At 71.1% G+C, this 17,049-nt stretch carries 16 protein-coding genes; 9 read left to right on the top strand and 7 right to left on the bottom strand.

Annotated elements, in window-relative coordinates:
* Positions 1-164 precede the first annotated feature (164 nt).
* Positions 165-1,712, top strand: a complete 1,548-nt coding sequence (locus FXO19_RS13660; RefSeq protein ID WP_149195660.1) for an FAD-dependent oxidoreductase — start codon at positions 165-167, stop codon at positions 1,710-1,712.
* Positions 1,709-2,236, top strand: coding sequence for a hypothetical protein (locus FXO19_RS13655; RefSeq protein ID WP_149195659.1), 528 nt, complete (start codon positions 1,709-1,711; stop codon positions 2,234-2,236). Before FXO19_RS13660 ends, FXO19_RS13655 begins: the two co-directional genes overlap by 4 nt.
* Here the strand turns inward: FXO19_RS13655 and FXO19_RS13650 are convergent.
* Positions 2,124-2,693, bottom strand: coding sequence for a hypothetical protein (locus tag FXO19_RS13650; protein WP_149195658.1), 570 nt, complete (start codon positions 2,691-2,693; stop codon positions 2,124-2,126). The genes FXO19_RS13655 and FXO19_RS13650 overlap by 113 nt on opposite strands.
* Positions 2,694-2,705: 12 nt before the next feature.
* Between FXO19_RS13650 and FXO19_RS13645 the strand changes: the two genes are divergently transcribed.
* Positions 2,706-3,995 (top strand): SDR family oxidoreductase, encoded by a 1,290-nt coding sequence (locus tag FXO19_RS13645; RefSeq protein ID WP_149195657.1) that lies wholly within the window; start codon positions 2,706-2,708, stop codon positions 3,993-3,995.
* Positions 3,976-4,452, top strand: a complete 477-nt coding sequence (locus FXO19_RS13640; RefSeq protein WP_149195656.1) for a DUF2269 family protein — start codon at positions 3,976-3,978, stop codon at positions 4,450-4,452. The genes FXO19_RS13645 and FXO19_RS13640 overlap by 20 nt, the downstream gene beginning before the upstream one ends.
* 157 nt (positions 4,453-4,609) lie before the next feature.
* On the opposite strand, the gene FXO19_RS13635 is transcribed toward FXO19_RS13640, so the two are convergent.
* Positions 4,610-5,317: an aspartate/glutamate racemase family protein gene (locus tag FXO19_RS13635; RefSeq protein WP_149195655.1), complete on the bottom strand. Its 708-nt coding sequence runs from the start codon at positions 5,315-5,317 to the stop codon at positions 4,610-4,612.
* Positions 5,318-5,422: 105 nt separating this feature from the next.
* On the opposite strand from FXO19_RS13635, the gene FXO19_RS13630 reads away from it, so the two are divergent.
* Positions 5,423-5,728: a DUF6506 family protein gene (locus FXO19_RS13630; RefSeq protein ID WP_149195654.1), complete on the top strand. Its 306-nt coding sequence runs from the start codon at positions 5,423-5,425 to the stop codon at positions 5,726-5,728.
* A 339-nt stretch (positions 5,729-6,067) separates the two neighbouring features.
* Here the strand turns inward: FXO19_RS13630 and FXO19_RS13625 are convergent, their stop codons facing one another.
* From FXO19_RS13625 to FXO19_RS13615, 3 genes are all read right to left on the bottom strand, one after another.
* A complete protein-coding gene (locus FXO19_RS13625; RefSeq protein ID WP_149195653.1) occupies positions 6,068-6,982 on the bottom strand; it encodes a LysR family transcriptional regulator in 915 nt (304 codons plus the stop codon).
* A gap of 477 nt (positions 6,983-7,459) precedes the next feature.
* Positions 7,460-8,524 (bottom strand): patatin-like phospholipase family protein, encoded by a 1,065-nt coding sequence (locus FXO19_RS13620; protein WP_149195652.1) that lies wholly within the window; start codon positions 8,522-8,524, stop codon positions 7,460-7,462.
* 223 nt (positions 8,525-8,747) lie between these two features.
* Positions 8,748-10,454 carry a M28 family metallopeptidase gene (locus FXO19_RS13615; RefSeq protein ID WP_187775791.1) on the bottom strand — a complete coding sequence of 569 codons (1,707 nt, stop codon included), beginning with the start codon at positions 10,452-10,454 and terminating at the stop codon, positions 8,748-8,750.
* Positions 10,455-10,641: 187 nt separating this feature from the next.
* On the opposite strand from FXO19_RS13615, the gene FXO19_RS13610 reads away from it, so the two are divergent.
* On the top strand, positions 10,642-11,679 hold the full coding sequence (locus tag FXO19_RS13610; RefSeq protein ID WP_187775790.1) for an endonuclease/exonuclease/phosphatase family protein: 1,038 nt from the start codon (positions 10,642-10,644) through the stop codon (positions 11,677-11,679).
* A 67-nt stretch (positions 11,680-11,746) separates the two neighbouring features.
* Here the strand turns inward: FXO19_RS13610 and FXO19_RS13605 are convergent, their stop codons facing one another.
* Complete coding sequence (locus tag FXO19_RS13605; RefSeq protein WP_149195649.1) at positions 11,747-12,817, bottom strand: serine hydrolase domain-containing protein; 1,071 nt, start codon at positions 12,815-12,817, stop codon at positions 11,747-11,749.
* Between the two features lie 92 nt (positions 12,818-12,909).
* Between FXO19_RS13605 and FXO19_RS13600 the strand changes: the two genes are divergently transcribed.
* From FXO19_RS13600 to FXO19_RS13590, 3 genes are read left to right on the top strand one after another with little or no spacing between them, the layout of a single operon-like run.
* The gene (locus FXO19_RS13600) at positions 12,910-13,647 is read left to right on the top strand and encodes an ATP-binding cassette domain-containing protein (protein WP_149195753.1); all 738 of its coding nucleotides are present in this window, start codon (positions 12,910-12,912) and stop codon (positions 13,645-13,647) included.
* Positions 13,644-15,131 carry an ABC transporter permease/substrate-binding protein gene (locus tag FXO19_RS13595; RefSeq protein ID WP_149195648.1) on the top strand — a complete coding sequence of 496 codons (1,488 nt, stop codon included), beginning with the start codon at positions 13,644-13,646 and terminating at the stop codon, positions 15,129-15,131. The genes FXO19_RS13600 and FXO19_RS13595 overlap by 4 nt, the downstream gene beginning before the upstream one ends.
* A 37-nt stretch (positions 15,132-15,168) precedes the next feature.
* Entirely contained in the window at positions 15,169-15,930 is a 762-nt protein-coding gene (locus FXO19_RS13590; protein ID WP_149195647.1) for a methyltransferase domain-containing protein, read from the top strand.
* An 81-nt stretch (positions 15,931-16,011) separates the two neighbouring features.
* Here FXO19_RS13590 and FXO19_RS13585 read toward each other — a convergent pair whose 3' ends face one another.
* A complete protein-coding gene (locus FXO19_RS13585; RefSeq protein WP_149195646.1) occupies positions 16,012-16,998 on the bottom strand; it encodes an NAD-dependent epimerase/dehydratase family protein in 987 nt (328 codons plus the stop codon).
* Positions 16,999-17,049 lie beyond the last annotated feature (51 nt).

The following is a 17,049-nucleotide window of genomic DNA, read 5'->3' as shown; positions in this document are numbered from 1 at the left end:
GCCACCGATTCGGCGTCTGTGGCCGGCGATCGCGTCACCGCGCGATCACGACCGCGTCCGAATACTCTGGACGGGGCACGAGAGGCATCGCATTCCCGCGCCACCGCCATTCCGCGTCCGCGGCGCAGACGCCCGACGCGACCACGCAGAACGGGCCGACGATCATGGGCAGTGCGCGTACGCATCCGGTATGGGAACAGCTCGCGGAAACCGGCGGGTCCGTCGAGGTGCTGCCCGGCGACGTCGCGCCCGACGTGCTCGTCATTGGCGCCGGCGTCGCCGGCGCGGTGACCGCGCTGCGCCTGGCACAGGACGGGCGCAAGGTGGTCGTGGTCGATCGCGAAGGTCCCGGTGCCGGCGAGACGCTGCGCACCACCGCGCACCTGGCCTCGGCGCTGGATGACCGCTTCTATCACCTGGCGCGCTGGCACGGCGAGGACGGCGCGCGGTTGGCGGCGGAGAGCCACGCCGCGGCGATCGACTGGATCGAGGCTTTCGTCGACGGTCGCGAGAACGGCTGCGGCTTTCGCCGCGTCCCCGGCTACCTGTTCCCGTACGACGGCGACGACCGCCGCCTCCGTCGCGAACTGGACGCCGCGCGCGCGGCCGGGCTGGAGGTCGAGTACCTGGAGGACGGCGTGCCGGGCGTGCCGGCGATGCGGCCGGCACTACGCTTCGCGCGTCAGGCGCGCATCGAGATGGACGTGTATCTGCATGCGCTGGTCGATGCCGCGCAGGGACTCGGCGTGCGTTTCTTCCGCGCCGAGGTGACGCGGGTCGACGGCGGCGCGCGGCCGGTCGCGCGGCTGAAGGACGGTGGAACGCTGTCGGCCGGCGCGATCGTGATCGCCACCAACGTGCCGTTCCACGAGACGGTTGCGATCCATACCAAGCAGGCGGCGTACCGCAGCTACGTGGTGGCGGGCAGGGTGCCGGCCGACGCCGTGCCGGACGCGCTGCTGTGGGACGACGGCGACCCCTACCACTACGTGCGCCTGCTGCCGGGGCGCGGCGGCGACGGCGAGGCGCTGCTGCTCGTCGGCGGCGAGGACCACAAGACCGGGCAGGACGAGGACCCCACCGCCTACGTGCGCCTGCAGGACTGGACCCGCGCGATGTTCCCGGCGGTCACCGAGTTCACCCACGACTGGTCCGGGCAGATCATCGAGCCGAACGATGGGCTCGCCTTCATCGGCCGCGATCCGGGCGGCGAGGACAACGTCTACATCGTCACCGGCGATTCCGGCAACGGTGTCACCCACGGCACCCTGGCCGGGCTGCTGCTCGCCGACCTGGTCGCCGACCGTGCCAATCCGTGGGCGGCGCTGTATGACCCGAAACGCAAGATGTTCCGCGGCATCGGCGAATGGCTGCGCGAGAACGCCAACGTCGCCGTGCAGTACGCCGACTGGATCGGCGGCGGCGACATCCGCACGCTGCACGAGCTCGCGCCCGGCGAGGGCGCGGTGCTCCGCCACGGCTTGCATCGGGTGGCGGTGTACCGCACCGGCGAAGGCACGCTGTGCGCGCACAACGCGCGCTGCACCCACCTGGGCTGCGCGGTGCGCTGGAGCGCGACGGAAAAATCCTGGAACTGCCCCTGCCACGGCTCGCGCTTCGACGCGCAGACCGGCGCGGTGCTCAACGGCCCTGCGGTGCGGCCGCTGGCGCCGTTCGACCCGGCCGCGGTCGACGATCGGGAGCGCGCTTGAGCTCCGGGCTGATCGGTTGGGCCTATGCCGGCTATTTGGCGTGGCTGTTCGCCGGCACCCTGGACTTCGTCTGCCATCGCCGCACCGATCTGGCGCATACCTCGGGCCTGCCAGAATCGCTGATGCACCTGCTACAACTGGGACTATTGGCTCTCGCGATCCTGGCCGGCCTGCTGCTGGAAATCGGCTGGAGCGTGTGGGCATGGATGGCGGTGTTGGTCGCGTTGCACGCGGTAGTCGGATATGTCGATACCCGGCGCGCGTACGGTCTGCGCGACATCCGCCCGTTCGAGCAGCACGTGCACAGCGTGCTCGACATGGCGCCGCCGATCGCGCTCGGCCTGGTGATCGCGGCGACGTGGCAGTCTGCGCCCGAGACCGGCTGGGCGCTGACGGTGCGGCAGCCGCCGCTCAGTCCCGCGACCTGGGCGGTGGTGCTGGTGCCGCCGGCGCTGTTGTGCGCGTTGCCGGCGCTGCTCGAACTGCGCGACGCGCTGGCCGCGCGACGCGGCGCGCGAGCTTGACCACGCCCCGCCGGCATGCGCGGCTGCCCAGGCACAACCCGACGGCGAACGCGACGTAGGTGGCGAGCATCCCGCTTGCGGGCAGGTGCCGTTCGAAGCCCGGCGTCAGCCGCCGCGGCACCACGTGGTAGTCGACCACGTAGGCCAGCGCCGCGGTCAGCCCGGCCGCCGCCGCGATCCGTGCCGGTCGTGCGCGCCGGCCGGCCAGGCGCTCGAAGCCGCAGGCCCAGAACACCGAGCTGGCATGGTGGATCGCATAGCCGAGCAGCGTATGCCGCAGGCTCGGCGCATCGCGGTAGCGCGCGGTCTCGCCCCAGAACCAGTGGCTGGTGGCATTGGTGCCGCTGGCCAGCGCACCGCCGTCGCGATGGCAGAGCCAGGACAATGTGAGCGTGGACAGCGCACTCGCCACCGATCCGGACATCAGCGCGCGCACCGGCAGATCGGTGGCGCGCAAGGGAGAGCCGCCATGCGTGTGCTGGTGAGCGGCGCCAGCGGGCTGATCGGCGCGGCGTTGGTCGAGCGATTGCTGCGGGCGGGGCATGAGGCGATTCCGGGCGGAAGACGGATCGAATCGTTGCGGCAGCGCTGGCCCGACACGGAGACGGTGGCGATCGACTATGTCGATCCGTCGCCCGCCGAGTGGCGGCACGCGCTGCGCGGCGTGGATGCCGTGGTCAATGTCGTCGGCATCTTTCGCGAGCAGGATAGCCAGCGCTTCGATGCGCTCCACGTGAAAGGGCCGCTGGCGCTGTTCGAGGCGGCCGCGGACGCCGGCGTGCGCAGGATCGTGCAGGTCTCCGCACTTGGCGCCGCGCCCGATGCCGCCACCGCGTATCTGGCCTCCAAGGGCCGCGCCGATGCCGCGCTCGCCGCGCTGCCGATGACGGCGACGGTGGTCCGGCCGTCGCTGGTGTTCGCGCCCGAAGGCGCCAGCACGCGCTGGTTCGCGCTGCTGGCGGCGCTGCCGCTCACGCCGCTGCCGGGCGGTGGCGGCCAGCGCATCCAGCCCCTGCACCTGGACGACCTGTGCGCGCTGGTGTTGCGCGTGCTCGAAGCCGAGGACCCGCCGAGACGACTCGACGCGGTCGGTCCGACGGCGGTGACCCTGCGCGACTACCTGGCGATGTTCAAGCGCAGGCTGGGATTCCCGCGCGGGTTCCTGCCGATGCCGGCCGCGCTGGCGCGCGCCTCGGCGGCGCTGCTGGCGCGCCTGCCCGGCAGCCTGGCAACGCCGGAGTCGCTGCGCATGCTCGAGGCCGGCAACGTCGCCGACGCCGGCCCGGCGGCGCGGCTCTTGGGGCGGCCGCCGCGCGGCATCGAGGCCTTCGTCGATCCCGGCGCGCGCCGCGTCCTCGGCACCGGCGCGCGCCTGCGCTGGCTGCTGCCGCTGCTGCGTTACGCGGTGGCGGCGATGTGGATCGTCACCGCCCTGGTGTCGGTGTTCGTCTATCCGGTCGCCGACAGCCTGGCGCTGCTGGCCCGCACCGGCCTCACCGGCATGGCGGCGCAGGTGGCGTTGTACGGTGCCGCCGGCCTCGACCTGGTCCTCGGCATCACCATGCTGCGCCCGCGCTGGCGTCTGTGGTCGTACCGCGTGCAGCTGCTGCTGGTCACCGCCTACACCGTCGTCATCACTGCCTGCCTGCCCGAGTTCTGGGCCCATCCTTACGGACCGGTGCTGAAGAACATCCCGCTGCTGGCGGCGCTGCTCGCGCTGCACGAACTGGATCGCCCGGATGGACTACCTGATCGTTAAGTACCTGCACGTGCTGTCGTCGACCTTCCTGTTCGGCACCGGCATCGGCACCGCGTTCTACCTGTTCTTCATCAGCCGCACGCGCGATGCGCGGGTGGTCGCGGTGGTGGCGCGCTACGTGGTGATCGCCGACTGGCTGTTCACCGCCACCACCATCGTGCTCCAGCCGCTCAGCGGCCTGTACCTGGCGCGGCGCATGGGCCTGCCGCTGACCACCCCGTGGCTGTACTGGTCGATCGTGCTGTTCCTGATCGCGGCGCTGTGCTGGCTGCCGGTGGTCTGGCTGCAGATGCGGCTGCGCGACATCGCCGCCGCCGCCGCGGCCAAGGGCGCGCCGCTGCCGCGCCGCTACGACGCCACGCTCGGCTGCTGGGCGGCATTGGGGGTGCCGGCACTGGTCTCGTTCCTGATCGTGTTCTGGCTGATGGTGGCCAAGCCGCCACTGGATTTCCTGTGAGCGCCGCCGCTGGACCGGCGGCGGCCTGCCGGGCCAAGGGGTCGACGCCTTCGTAGGAGCGCGCCATGCGCGCGATGCCGGCGCGGTCGGAACATGCGGGCATCGCCCGCATGGCGCGCTCCTACGGCGTGGCGTGAGCGCGGATGCGGTGTCGTGGTCAGGTCCCGCCGCGAACCGCGAGCGACGCGACGGCCGCCGCGCGCGCGTGCAGCATGGTGGTGTCGAACAGCGGCACCTCGGCGTCGCCGTCGCCGATCAGCAGGCAGATCTCGGTGCAGCCGAGCACGATGCATTCGGCGCCGTCGTCCACCAACTGCGCGATGATCCGCCGGTAGGCCTCGCGCGATGCATCGCGCACCACGCCCAGGCACAGCTCCTCGTAGATCACCCGGTGCACGCGTTCGCGCGCGTCGGCATCGGGGACGCGCACGTCCAGGCCGTGGCGCTCGGCCAGCCGCCGGCGATAGAACGCCTGCTCCATGGTGAAGCGTGTCGCCAGCAGGCCGACGCGGGTGAAGCCGGCGGCGCGGATCGCCGCGCCGGTGGGATCGGCGATGTGCAGCAGCGGCAGGCCGGCAGCGGCCTCGATCGCGTCGGCGACCTTGTGCATGGTGTTGGTGCACAGCACCAGCCGCTCGGCGCCGCCGTCGCGCAGCGCGCGCGCCGCCGCGCCGAGCACGCGCCCGGCGCCGTCCCAGTCGCCGGCGTGCTGCAGGGGCTCGATCTCGGCGAAATCGACGCTGTACAGCAGCAACCGTGCCGAATGCAGCCCGCCCAGGCGCTCGCGCACCGTCTGGTTGATCAGGCGGTAGTAGAGCGCGGTCGATTCCCAGCTCATGCCGCCGAGCAGGCCGATGGTTTCCATGCGCGCAGTATAGGAATCGGCGCTCCGGGGTCGACGCCGCGAGCGGAAGTGCCGGCATCCCCGGGGCCGTCTGCGATCATCATCGAAACGACTGCGGAGAACGACATGATCAGCTGGGCATTCATCTTCGAGGCGCCGGAGACCGATCCGGCGGTGGATCGCATGGTGATCGAGCGAGGCGGCCTGCGCTCGACCGTGGTCGCCGTGCCGGAGCCGTCGATGGCACCACAGGTCGCCGCCGATCTGGTGGCGGGCGGCGTGCAGTTCATCGAACTGTGCGGGGGCTTCGAGCCGGAATGGGCGGGGAAGGTGATCGAGGCGACCGGCGGACGCGTGCCGGTCGGCACGGTCGGGTACGCGGGCGGGGCGTCGGTCGCGCGGCTGGCGGACATCTTCGCGCCGGACGCCTGATGCGCATGCTGACGCGCGGCCATGCGCGTCAACGGCCCTGGGCCGAATCGACCATCCACCCGCAGCCGATCCCTGTAGGAGGGGCTTCAGCCCCGACCGCGTAGGCAGACGCATCGGCGGCGAGCATGAGCAACAGCAAATCGCTACGCGATTCCCGGCCCTCGCGCAGCGCGCGAGGGCGCTCAAGCCGCCGCAAGCCTGCGGCTTGCAAGCGGCGGCTTTCGCCCCCCTCAATCCCCCTTTTTCAAAGGGGGAAGATAGGCTGCGAGAAGCGTGGGAAATCTCAGGCTGAAGCCCTCCTACAGGGGCATCGGCGCCGGGTGCCGTGGGAGGCGAATGTCATAGGCGCTCGCGGCGCAGTTCGCGGAAGGCGCGCCGCACCACCTCGGCCAGGGCATCGACCGCCGGCGCGGGCGCGCCGACCAGCATCACGATCTGGTATTCGCCCAACGGCGGCAGGCCGGCGCGCGCCGGCACCACCTGCAGCGGCGCCCGTACCAGGCTGCGCGGGAACGGCGCCACCGCCAGGTCGGCCAGCATCGCCGCCTGCTGGCCGCCGCAGTGTTCCGAGGTGTAGGCGATGCGGTAGTCGCGGCCGTCGCGGTCCAGCGCGGCCAGCGCGGCGCGGCGCCAGACGCAGCCCTGGCTCGCCAGGGCCAGCGGCAGCGGCGCGCGCGTGCCCGCATCGCCATCGCGCCGCTGCGCCCACACCAGCACATCGGTATGCACGGTCTCGCCGTGGCCGGCATCGGCGCCGTAATCGTCGTTGCCGGCGGTGACCAGCGCCAGATTCAGCGCGCCGGCGTCCAACTGCGCGGCCAGGTCGCCGCTGCGGCCGAGCGTCATCTCCACCTCCACCGTAGGGTGGGTGCGCGCGAACTGCCCCAGCGCCGCCGGCAGGATGCGGCTGCCGACATCGTCGGAGGTGCCGATGCGCACGCGGCCGCTGAGGGCCGGCGCCAGGAAGCGCGCCACCGTTTCCCCGTTGAGCTGCAGCAAGCGCCGCGCGTCGCCCAGCAACACCTCGCCTTCGGGCGTCAGCCGCACCCGGCGCGCTTCGCGCACGAACAGCGTCCGCCCCAGCATCTCTTCCAGGCGCTTGATCTTCATGCTCACTGCCGACGGCGTGCGGAACACGCGCTGCGCGCCGCGGGTGAAGCTGGCGGTCTCGGCGATGGCGACGAAGGTCTGCAGGGCGTCGGTTTCGAGCAGCGGCGGCGCGGCGGGCGCGCCGGAGGTGGCGTCGGAGGGCATGGCAGTGTTCAGTTCAATTGAACGATCAATGTAAATGTTTTCGTTTGAATGAACAAAAGATCGGGTGCATGGTGGTGTCCGAGATCGCGATCTCCTCGCCCCTGCCGGGGGCCGTCCCGCCGCCAGCCGGCGATCACGAGGAGAACTCTCATGCGCCATGACCCATCCGTCCGCCGTTCGCTGTCCGATCCCGCGCACGCCAAGCCGCCGCATCGCCGCGGGCCCTATGCGCCGGCCATGTGGCCCGGCGGGATGTTGCGTGCCATCGCGCGACGACTGTATGCGCTGATGCGTTGAAGCCGCAGCCGGTGCGAGTGCGAGATTGCGGCTAGGCCGATCGACAGTCCGGGGGCCGAGTCGTCGGAGCCTGTGGGAGCGACGGAAGTCGCGACAGGCCGTCGGCGAAGTCACGACTTACCGGCCAACTTGCTGACGCCGTTTCCACACGAGCCGGCAAGGCACGCATGTCGATACGCCCTAGCGACGCGCGTCGTTCTCGGTGTCGGGCTGCGTACAGGCAGCGGCGTTCTCGCGGAATGGGTTCAATGCCTGGATCCAACCCGACTCGCAGGTATGCGCGGCTTCCGGCTCCGCCGGCTTCGGCGCCAGCGCCGCGGCGCGCTGCGCCTCGAGTTCCGCGATCCTGGCGCGGATCTGCGGCAGCGCCGCCAGCGCGGCGCGTTCGCCCTGCAGGATCGCGGCGCTGCGCCGGGCGAAATCGGCCGGGCCGATGTCGTTGACCTCGGGCCGGATCACCACGTCGGCGCGGCCCAGTTCCTGCGCGCCGACGCCCCGGCCCATGATCGCGATCGACTGGTTGACGATGCCCAGCATGTCCTCCGGCGCGGTGCCGCTGGCCTTGGTGGAGATGTCGACCGCGATCACCAGGTCGGCGCCGAGCTGGCGCGCGGCGTCCACCGGCACCGGGCTGACCACGCCGCCGTCGACATAGCTGTGGCCGCCGATCCGCGCCGGTTCGAACACGCCCGGCACGCTGCTGGAGGCGCGCACCGCCTGGCCGGTGTTGCCGCGGGTGAAGACCACGCGCTCGCCGCTGTCCAGTCGCGCCGACACCGCGGCGAACGGCAGCTTCAGGCGCTCGATCGGGCGGCTGTCGACCTGCGCGTTGACGTAGTCCTGCAGTTTCTGCCCCTGCACCAGGCCGCCGGAGAACAGGCGCACGTCGCGGATCTTCGCCTCGTCCAGTGCCACCGCCCGCTCCTGCAGCGCGAACGCGTCCATGCCGCTGGCGTAGAGCGCGCCGACCACGCTGCCGGCACTGGTGCCGGCGACCACGGCCGGCGCGATGCCGTTGGCCTCGAGCATCTTGATCACGCCGATATGGGCGAAGCCCTTGGCCGCGCCGCCGCCCAGCGCCAGGCCGATGCGCACCGGCGACGGTGCCGGGGCGGGGGTGGCGACCGGTTCGGGCGCCGGCGGCGATGGCCGCGTCTCGCGCCCGCCGCAGGCGGCCAGCAGCGCGGCGAGCGACAGCAGCCAGAACGGGCGCAGCATGCGGGTTGGCGAAAGCGGTGCGGGCATGGGGCGGATGCAGTGAATCGGGCCGCCAGCATAGCGGCCGCTGCCTTGATGGCGGGCTGAACGGCCATGCCGTGGTCGGACTCGTCGTAGGAGCGCGCCATGCGCGCGATGCCGCGGATGCCGGCCGGATCCGGTGGACGCCGCGATTCCGGACCGGCAGGCACGTCGGTCACCGGATTCGCGGGCGGCGCGATGCCCGCGGCATCGCGCGCATGGCGCGCTCCTACGGAGTGGCGCTGCCGAAGCGCTCGCCAAAGAAGTCGCCGTCGTTCCAGCGCGGCCGCTCGTCGGCGCTGCCGACGCGGGTCGCGACCGCCGCGCTCAGCCGCGCCAGCCGCGCGGCATCGTCGTACTGGATCGGCTGCGAGGCGTCGTCGCAGGGCCGGTGATAGCAGTTGCGCAGGAAATACGCGAGCGCGATCTTGGGGTCGCGCTCGCCGTCGGCGGAAAGGGTGCCACCGTCGAGGTACAGCGCCGGGATCCCGGCACGGACGAAGGCGTACTGGTCGCTGCGCACGAACACCACTTCTTCCGGGTACGGGTCGGGCGAGAGCTTCACCTCCAGTTCCGCGGCGGCCGCTTCCACCGCCTGCCGCAGTGTCGAATGCTCGATGCCGATCGCCACCACGTCGGTGCTCGGCGCGGTCAGCACCGGCATGTCGAGGTTGAGGTTGGCGACCAGGCCCTTGCGCGGCACCGTGGGATGGGCGACGAACCACTGCGCGCCGAGCAGGCCCTGCTCCTCGGCGGTCAGCGCGGCGAACAGCTGGCTGCGTCGCGGTGCGGTGTCCGCCGCGAGCAGGGTGCGTGCGGTCTCGAGCATGATCGACACGCCCAGTGCGTTGTCGAGCGCGCCGTTGTGGATGGTGTCGCCCTCGGCATCGGCGGCGCCGATGCCGACGTGGTCGAGGTGCGCGGTGTGCACCACGTACTCGCCGGCGAGGTCGCGGTCGCTGCCCGGCAGTTTCGCCAGCACGTTGCGCGATTCGATCGGCGCGATGTCGGTGCGCCCGGCGATCAGCATCATGCCCTGCAGCGGGAACCCGCGCAGGCGACCGGCGCGCGCCGCGTCGAACAGTTCCGCCGCGGTGCGATCGCCGTCGGCAAAGATGAAGTCGGCCGCGGCCGCGCCCACCGCGGCGACCGCCTGCAGCTGCGGGAAGGCGTCGAGCGGCGCGCCGTCGTCGCCGCGCAGCCGCATGGCCGGCTTGTCCCAGCCGGCGCGCTGGCGCGGCCACGGCACCCGCGCCTCGAACTCCGGCGTCGACACGAACACCGCGCCCACCGCGCCGCGCTCGGCCAGCGCCTGCAGCTTCTCGTGCTGCGAGGAGTGGAAGGCGCGGCGATGGTCGTCGAAGCGCTCCGGCGCACCGGGCAGCAGCACCGCGATCCGCCCGCGCAGGTCGAGCCCTTCGAAATCGTCGTGCTCCAGGTCCGGGGCATGGATGGCATGGCCGACGAACACCGCCGGCGCCTCGATCGCGTGCGCGGGCGCATTGAAATTGGCCCACGGCAGGAAGTGCTCGCCGAAGCGCAGCTCGATGGTGCGCCCGCCGCGCTCCACCGCCAGCCGCGCGCCTTCCTCCTGCGCCACGGCCCGGAGCAGCGGCACGCGCTGGAAATAGCTGCCGTCCTCGCCGCCGGGTTGCAGGCCGGCATCGGCGAAGCGCGCGGCGACGTACGAGGCGGCCAGTTCGTAACCGCGGGTGCCGGTCTCGCGGCCCTCCATGGCGTCGTCGGCCAGGCGCCGCAGGTCGGCCTCGATGCGCTGCGCCGCGGGGTCCGACGATTGCGGCACGGCGTCGGTGATCGGCGTTCCGTCGGCGGAACGTTCCGTCGACGGGTCCGGCTGGCGTGCGCAGCGCTGTCCGAGCAACAGGGCGATGCCGACGAGCGCGACAAGGAGGATGACGACGAGGAGTTTGCGCATCGGCAAGCGGTACAGGGGAGGCGATCCCCATAGCATATGCCGACACAAGCTTTGCTTCGCGGAAATGCTGAATGTGGCCGTGTGCGGACGATGAATGCGATCGGGTGCTCATCTAGGGCCAACCCCGGGTTGTGCCGCCGCATGGGCCGCTCCAGGGTTGCGCCTACCGCACCGAAGGAGCGTCGACATGGCCAATCTCGATCCGGCTGCCGCAGCCGGAGGAACCTATTCGCCATACCCGCCATCGCAGGGAGAGCACGAAGCGCCCGAACTGCGTTTCGGCACCTACAACGTGGGCGGCGGCAACTCCGGCGCCCGTTCCGGCTTCGCGGAGACCGCCGCGCATATTGCCGGCCAGGTGGTGAACGGTGACATCGACGTCGTCGCCCTGCAGGAAGTGGACGTCGGTACCGAACGCGCGCTCAACGCCAACGGCAGCGACGACTACAGCATGCTCATCCTTGCGCAGATATCGGCCAAGGAGGCGGGCCTGCAGGGGGAAGTCCAGTTCGAGCGCTACAGCATCGACGAGAACGGGCAGCAGGTGCCTTACGAGGCCCGACACCCGGTGACGGTCATCGAGGGCACCGACCCCGAGGGCCGCAGCAGCCAGGTGAAGATCACCCGCGAACACTACAACGAGAACGGACAGCGCGTCGACGCCGGAGACGGCAGCGGCGTGATCACGGTGTACAACGCCGATGTGCGTTCGCCGAACGGAAGTCAGGACTACGCCATCGTCTACGGTTCCTCGACCGCTACCGGCGGCGGCACCTATGGCAACGCGGTGCTGCTCGGGCCCGGCGCCTCGCTACAGCGCGATTTCAGCGGCAACGCGGTCGTGACCCGACACGACCTGGGTGCGAACGATGCGAACGGCGAGAACCGGACCGCGCTGGCCGTCGACATCGTTGCCGGCGGCGAACCGGCCACGGTGATCAGCACGCACTTCAGCAACGACGATGAGCAAGCGCGCGAGACGCAGTACGCGAACCTGGCCGGCATCGCCGGCGGCTACGGCGACAACACCGTGGTGCTCGGCGACTTCAACTCGCGCGAGGAGACGCTGGGCGGCATGGAGGGCGACAACGATCCGGGATTTTGGGCATGGGCCGATCCTATCGACCGGATCTACACAAGTGACGACGTCGAGTCCTCCGATCGCGATCATGTCGAGGGCGGCGAGTCCGACCATTCGCTGCTGACTTGGAACGTCAGACTCTGACGGACAGGTTATCCGTCGGGCAGGCGCCGGCCAGTGCTGGCACAGGCCCAGGCGCCCGGGCGGCGTTTCAGGGTTTTTCTTCGCGCCACAGGTCGGCGATCGCGCGTGCGGACGCGTAGGGCTCGGGGTGGTCGCGGTTGCTCAGTACGATCACCGTCAGCCGTTGGCGCGGAAAGCGCAGGATGACGTTGCGGAAACCGGTGGTCTCGCCGGAGTGCCACAGCGTCTCGCCACCATGCAGGCGCCAGCCGTAGCCGTAGGCGTCGACGTCGTCTTCGCCGGTCGGCGTGGTGGTCTGCGGCGCGAACGCCAGCGCCCGCGAGGCGTCCGACAGCAGGCGGTCGTCGTACAGCGCCGCATCCCATTTCGCCAGGTCGTCGATCGAGCTGTAGATGCCGCCGTCGCCGAGCACGGCGCTGGTCGGGCTCTGGTCGCTGCGCGTCCAGTCGCCGTCGACGCGGCGGTAGCCGTAGGCGCGGTCGGCCACGGTGGATTTGCCGTCCTCGAACGCCACCGTGCGCGCCATCCCCAGCGGCAGGAAGATGCGCTCGCGCAGGAATGTGGCGAAATCCGAACCCGACGCCTTGCCGACGATCAGCGCCAGCAGTGCGTAGGCACTATTGCTGTAGCGGTACTGCGTGCCCGGCGCGAAGTACAGGCGATCGTGCGGTTCCAGCAGCGCCAGCACGTCGGCGTCGTGCAGCTGTCCGTCGATCGCCTCCGGCATCACCTCCTCGTAGTCGATCAACCCCGAGGTATGGCTGAGCAGATGGTGCAGGGTGACCGGCTCGGCGGCTGCGGGCAGGGTCGGCAGCCATTTGCGCACCGGATCGTCCAGGCGCAGGCGGCCGTCCTCGGCCAGCAGCAGGATCGCGGCGGCGGTGAACTGCTTGCTGAGCGAGGCCAGCCGGAAGTTGCTGGCCGGCGTCACCGGCGTGCCGGCCTCCAGGTCCGCCAGGCCATAGCCGCGGCGGACGACCGCGTCGCCATCGTGCAACACCAGCACCGCGGCGCCGGGCGCACCCCCTCGGTTGTAGTCGCGCATCAGCGCATCGACATTCGCCTGCATCGGGTCTCCAGAGGCCGCGCCGGCGCCGGTCAGCAGGAGGCATGCAGCGATGGCGGCGAGGAAGCGCATCGGGTCGATTCTAGTGCACGGACCATGCCCGCGCGGCCGGCACGCCATGCGCCCACCTGCGGACGGTCATGCCGCTGCGTTATGGTGGGCGGATGTTCGAGCTCCGCCATGTCAGCCGGCGCTACGGCAGCAGCATCGCGCTCGAGGATGTCGATCTGCGCATCGAGGCCGGCCGCAGCACCGCGCTGATCGGGCCGAGCGGCGCCGGCAAGTCCACCGTGCTGCGCATGCTGATCGGCCTGGAGTGGCCGGATTCGGGCACGGTGCTGTTCCGCGGCGAGCCGCTGCGCCGCGCCGCGCTGCTGGAGCAGCGGCGCCGGGTCGGCTACGTGATCCAGGAGGGCGGGCTGTTCCCGCACCTCACCGCGGCCGGCAACGTGGCGCTGCTGGCGCGCACGCTGGGCTGGACCCGCGCGCGCATCGACGCGCGCATGGGCGAACTGGCCGAACTGTGCCAGCTGCCCGATGACGCGCTGCAGCGCTATCCGGCCGAACTGTCCGGCGGCCAGCGCCAGCGCGTCGGCCTGATCCGCGCGTTGATGCTCGACCCCGAAGTGCTGCTGCTCGACGAGCCGCTGGGCGCGCTCGATCCGATCATCCGCCACGAGCTGCAGGCGCAGATGCGCGAACTGTTCGCGACCTTGGGCAAGACCGTGGTGCTGGTCACCCATGACGTCGCCGAGGCCGCGTACCTGGCCGACCCCCTGGTGCTGCTGCGCGGTGGCCGCGTGGTGCAGCAGGGCGCGGCGCGCGAGCTGCTGCAGGCGCCGGCCGAGCCCTTCGTGCATGCGTTCATGACCGCGCAACGCAGCCTGGGGGCGGACGCATGATGCGCGCGCTGCTGGCGTTGCTGTGGCTCTGCGTCGGCGCCGGCGCTTGGGCGCAGCCACCGGGCGCGGCGCCGGCCAGCGCCACCATGGGTTCGAAGAACTTCACCGAGTCGGTGGTGCTGGGCGAGATCGGCGCCGGGCTCGGCCGGCAGTCCGACACCGTGGTGCGCCATCGCCGCCAGCTCGGTGGCACCCGCATCGTCTGGCGTGCGCTGCTGGGCGGCGAGATCGACGCCTATCCCGAGTACACCGGCACCCTGGCGCAGGAACTGCTGCGCATGCCGGATGCCGACATCGACGCGCTGCGCGCCGAGCTGCGGCGGCGCGGCCTCCGCATGACCGCGCCGCTTGGCTTCGACAACAGCTACGCGCTGGGCATGCGCGCCGCACACGCACGCGAGCTCGGTATCCGCAGCATCGGCGACCTGCGTGATCATCCGGGATTGCGCTTCGGCTTCGGTAACGAGTTCATGCAGCGCGCCGACGGCTGGCCGGGCCTGCGCGCCGCCTACCGACTGCCGCAGTCGGCCAACGGACTCGACCACGACCTCGCCTACCGCGGCCTGGCCAACGGCGCGATCGACGTCACCGACCTGTACCGCACCGACGCCGAGATCCCGTACTACGACATCGTCGTGCTGGAGGACGACCGCGGTTTCTTCCCCGGCTACGAGGCGGTGTTCCTGTACCGCGAGGACCTGGTGCAGCGCGCGCCGCGCTGGGTCGAGGCGCTGGAAGACATGGCCGGGCGCATCGACGCGACGACCATGCAGCGCCTCAACGCGCGGGTGAAACTGGACGGCGAGGCCGAGTCCGCGGTCGCCGCCGACTGGCTCGGTGTCGACGCGCCGCAAGGGGTCGGCCACTGGCCGCGATTGTGGCAGCGCACCCGCGAGCATCTGGCGCTGGTCGGCATCTCGCTGGGCCTGGCGCTGCTGGTGGCGTTGCCGCTCGGGGTCTTCGCGGCGCGGCGCCCGCGCGCCGGGCAGGTGGTGCTCACGCTGACCGGCCTGCTGCAGACGCTGCCGTCGCTGGCGGTGTTCGTCTTCATGATCCCGCTGTTCGGCATCGGCGCGTGGCCGGCGATCGCGGCACTGTTCCTGTACAGCCTGCTGCCGATCGTGCGCAACACCCATGCCGGCCTGACCGGCATCCCGCGCGACCTGCGCGAGACCGCCGCCGCGATCGGCCTGCGGCCGTCGACGCGGCTGTGGCGGATCGAGCTGCCGCTGGCGCTGCGCACCATCCTGGCGGGCATCAAGACCGCGGCGGTGATCAACGTCGGCACCGCCACGCTCGGCGCCCTGATCGGCGCCGGCGGCTACGGCCAGTCGATCCTCGCCGGCATCCGGCTCGACGACATCGGCCTGATCCTGGAAGGCGCCGTGCCGGCGGCGCTGCTGGCGCTGGCCGCGCAGGGGGCGTTCGAGCTGATCGAGCGCGTGCTGACACCGCGCGGCCTGCGCCTGGCCGCACGCCGGTAACCGCGCTGCACCCATCGACGACAACACAGGAGTCCGCATGACGAAGATCCCGCGCCACCGCATCCGCCTGCCGCAGCTGGATTTCAGCCGCGAACGCGAGAGCGACGTCTACTTCGTCCTCGACCACGAGGACGGCCGCGCCGAGCACATCCGTTTCCACGACTACGACCGGATCTACAACTTGCCCGGCCTGTACGAGCAGATCTTCTACGAGCGGCTCAAGTGCGACTCGCCGCGCTTCCTGGCGCTGCGCATGCACGAAGTGCTGGCCGCGGCCGGCGACGACCTCAACCGCCAACGCGTGCTCGATTTCGGCGCCGGCAACGGCATGATGGGCGAAGAGCTGGCGCACTACGGCGTCTCGCGGCTGGTCGGCGCGGACATTTCCGAAGCCGCGAAGGATGCGCTATGGCGCGACCGACCCGGCGTCTACGACGCCTACTACGTCGGCGACCTCAGCCGCCACGACGATGACCTGATGACCGCGCTCGGCGGTTGGGACTTCAACTGCCTGACCACCATCGCCGCGCTCGGCTATGACGATATCCCGGTGGCGGCGTTCCACCGCGCCTTCAACCTGATCGCCGACGGCGGCTGGATCGGGTTCAACATCAAGGAGACGTTCCTGGGCCAGTCGGACGAGAGTGGCCTGGCGCTGTTCATCAAGCGCCTGGTGGCCGGGGAATTCCTGCAGCTCTACCACCTCGAGCGCTACCGCCACCGCATCTCGATCGAGGGCAACCCGCTGCACTACTGCGCGGTGATCGGCCGCAAGCTGGCCTCGATGCCCGACGAATAACCTAGGAGTGAGAAACGAGGAGTGAGAAACAAGAGGAAGGCAGCCGCTCTTAACTCGTTTCTCACTCCTCGTTTCTCACTCTCACCCTTCGACCGGGTACAGCCCGTCGCGCCAGCGCTCGCCGTGATAGCCCTTGCTGCCAACCTCGCGCGCCAGCGCGCTGCGCGGGTTCCGGTCCTCGCGCAGCCGTTGCAGGACATGGGCGAAGTCGTAACGGGGATGCCAGTCCAAGGCCTGCCGCGCCAGCGCGTTGTCGTACACGCGGCCGATGCGCGGGAACATGCGCCAGCCGCGGCGTGCGTATGCGTCGGCGTAGTCAGGCACGCGCCGCGCCAGCACGGCGGGCGCGTCCCGGTGCAGTGCCGGCGCATCCTCGGGCCGGAACGGCGTGGTGGCGCTGATGATATAGCGGCCGAAACCGAGCGCGGGCGCGCGTTCGAGTGCCCGCAGGTGCGCCTCCACCACGTCCTCGATGTCCACGCGTCGGTACAGGAACTCGTTGGCATTGATGTTGCCGTCGGTGTAGGCCTCCCGCAGCGACGCGCTGTCGTCGGGCTCGGGGAAGAAGCGCGAGGTGCGCAGCACCAGGCAGGGCAGTCCCTGGTTGCGGTGGAACAGCCGGCACAGGTCCTCGGCCGCGGCCTTGGTGGCGCCGTAGATGTTCTTGGCCAGTGGCGTCACCGCCTCGGTGATCCAGGCCGCCGGGGCGTCGTCCGCCGGCGTCAACGCGTCGCCGAACACGCTGGTGGTACTGGTGAAGACGAACGCGCCGACGCCGCGCGCCGACGCGGCTTCCAGCAGGTTGAGCGTGCCGGTGACGTTGGTGTCGACGAACGCCCGGCGCGCATGCGTGGCCACGTGCGGCTTGTGCAGGGTGGCGGCATGCAGCACCGCGTCGATGCCGGACATGCAGGCGTCAACGAAGGCGCGGTCTGCGATCGAACCGACCCGGTCGGTGAACGCGGAGGCGACGACGTCGACGCCCATCGCCGCGCGCCCGCGCGCGCGCAGGATGCGCATCAACGCTTCGCCGAGATGACCGGCGCTGCCGGTGACCAGGATCGTCATGCGGGGCCCGATGCGGTGGAGAAAGGTCGCATTCTAGGGCCGATTCCAGGG

Origin of the sequence: Luteimonas suaedae (genome assembly GCF_008312895.1) — a bacterium.
GTDB classification, from domain to species: Bacteria; Pseudomonadota; Gammaproteobacteria; order Xanthomonadales; family Xanthomonadaceae; genus Luteimonas; species Luteimonas suaedae.
This window is presented reverse-complemented; position numbering and strand designations above follow the sequence as displayed.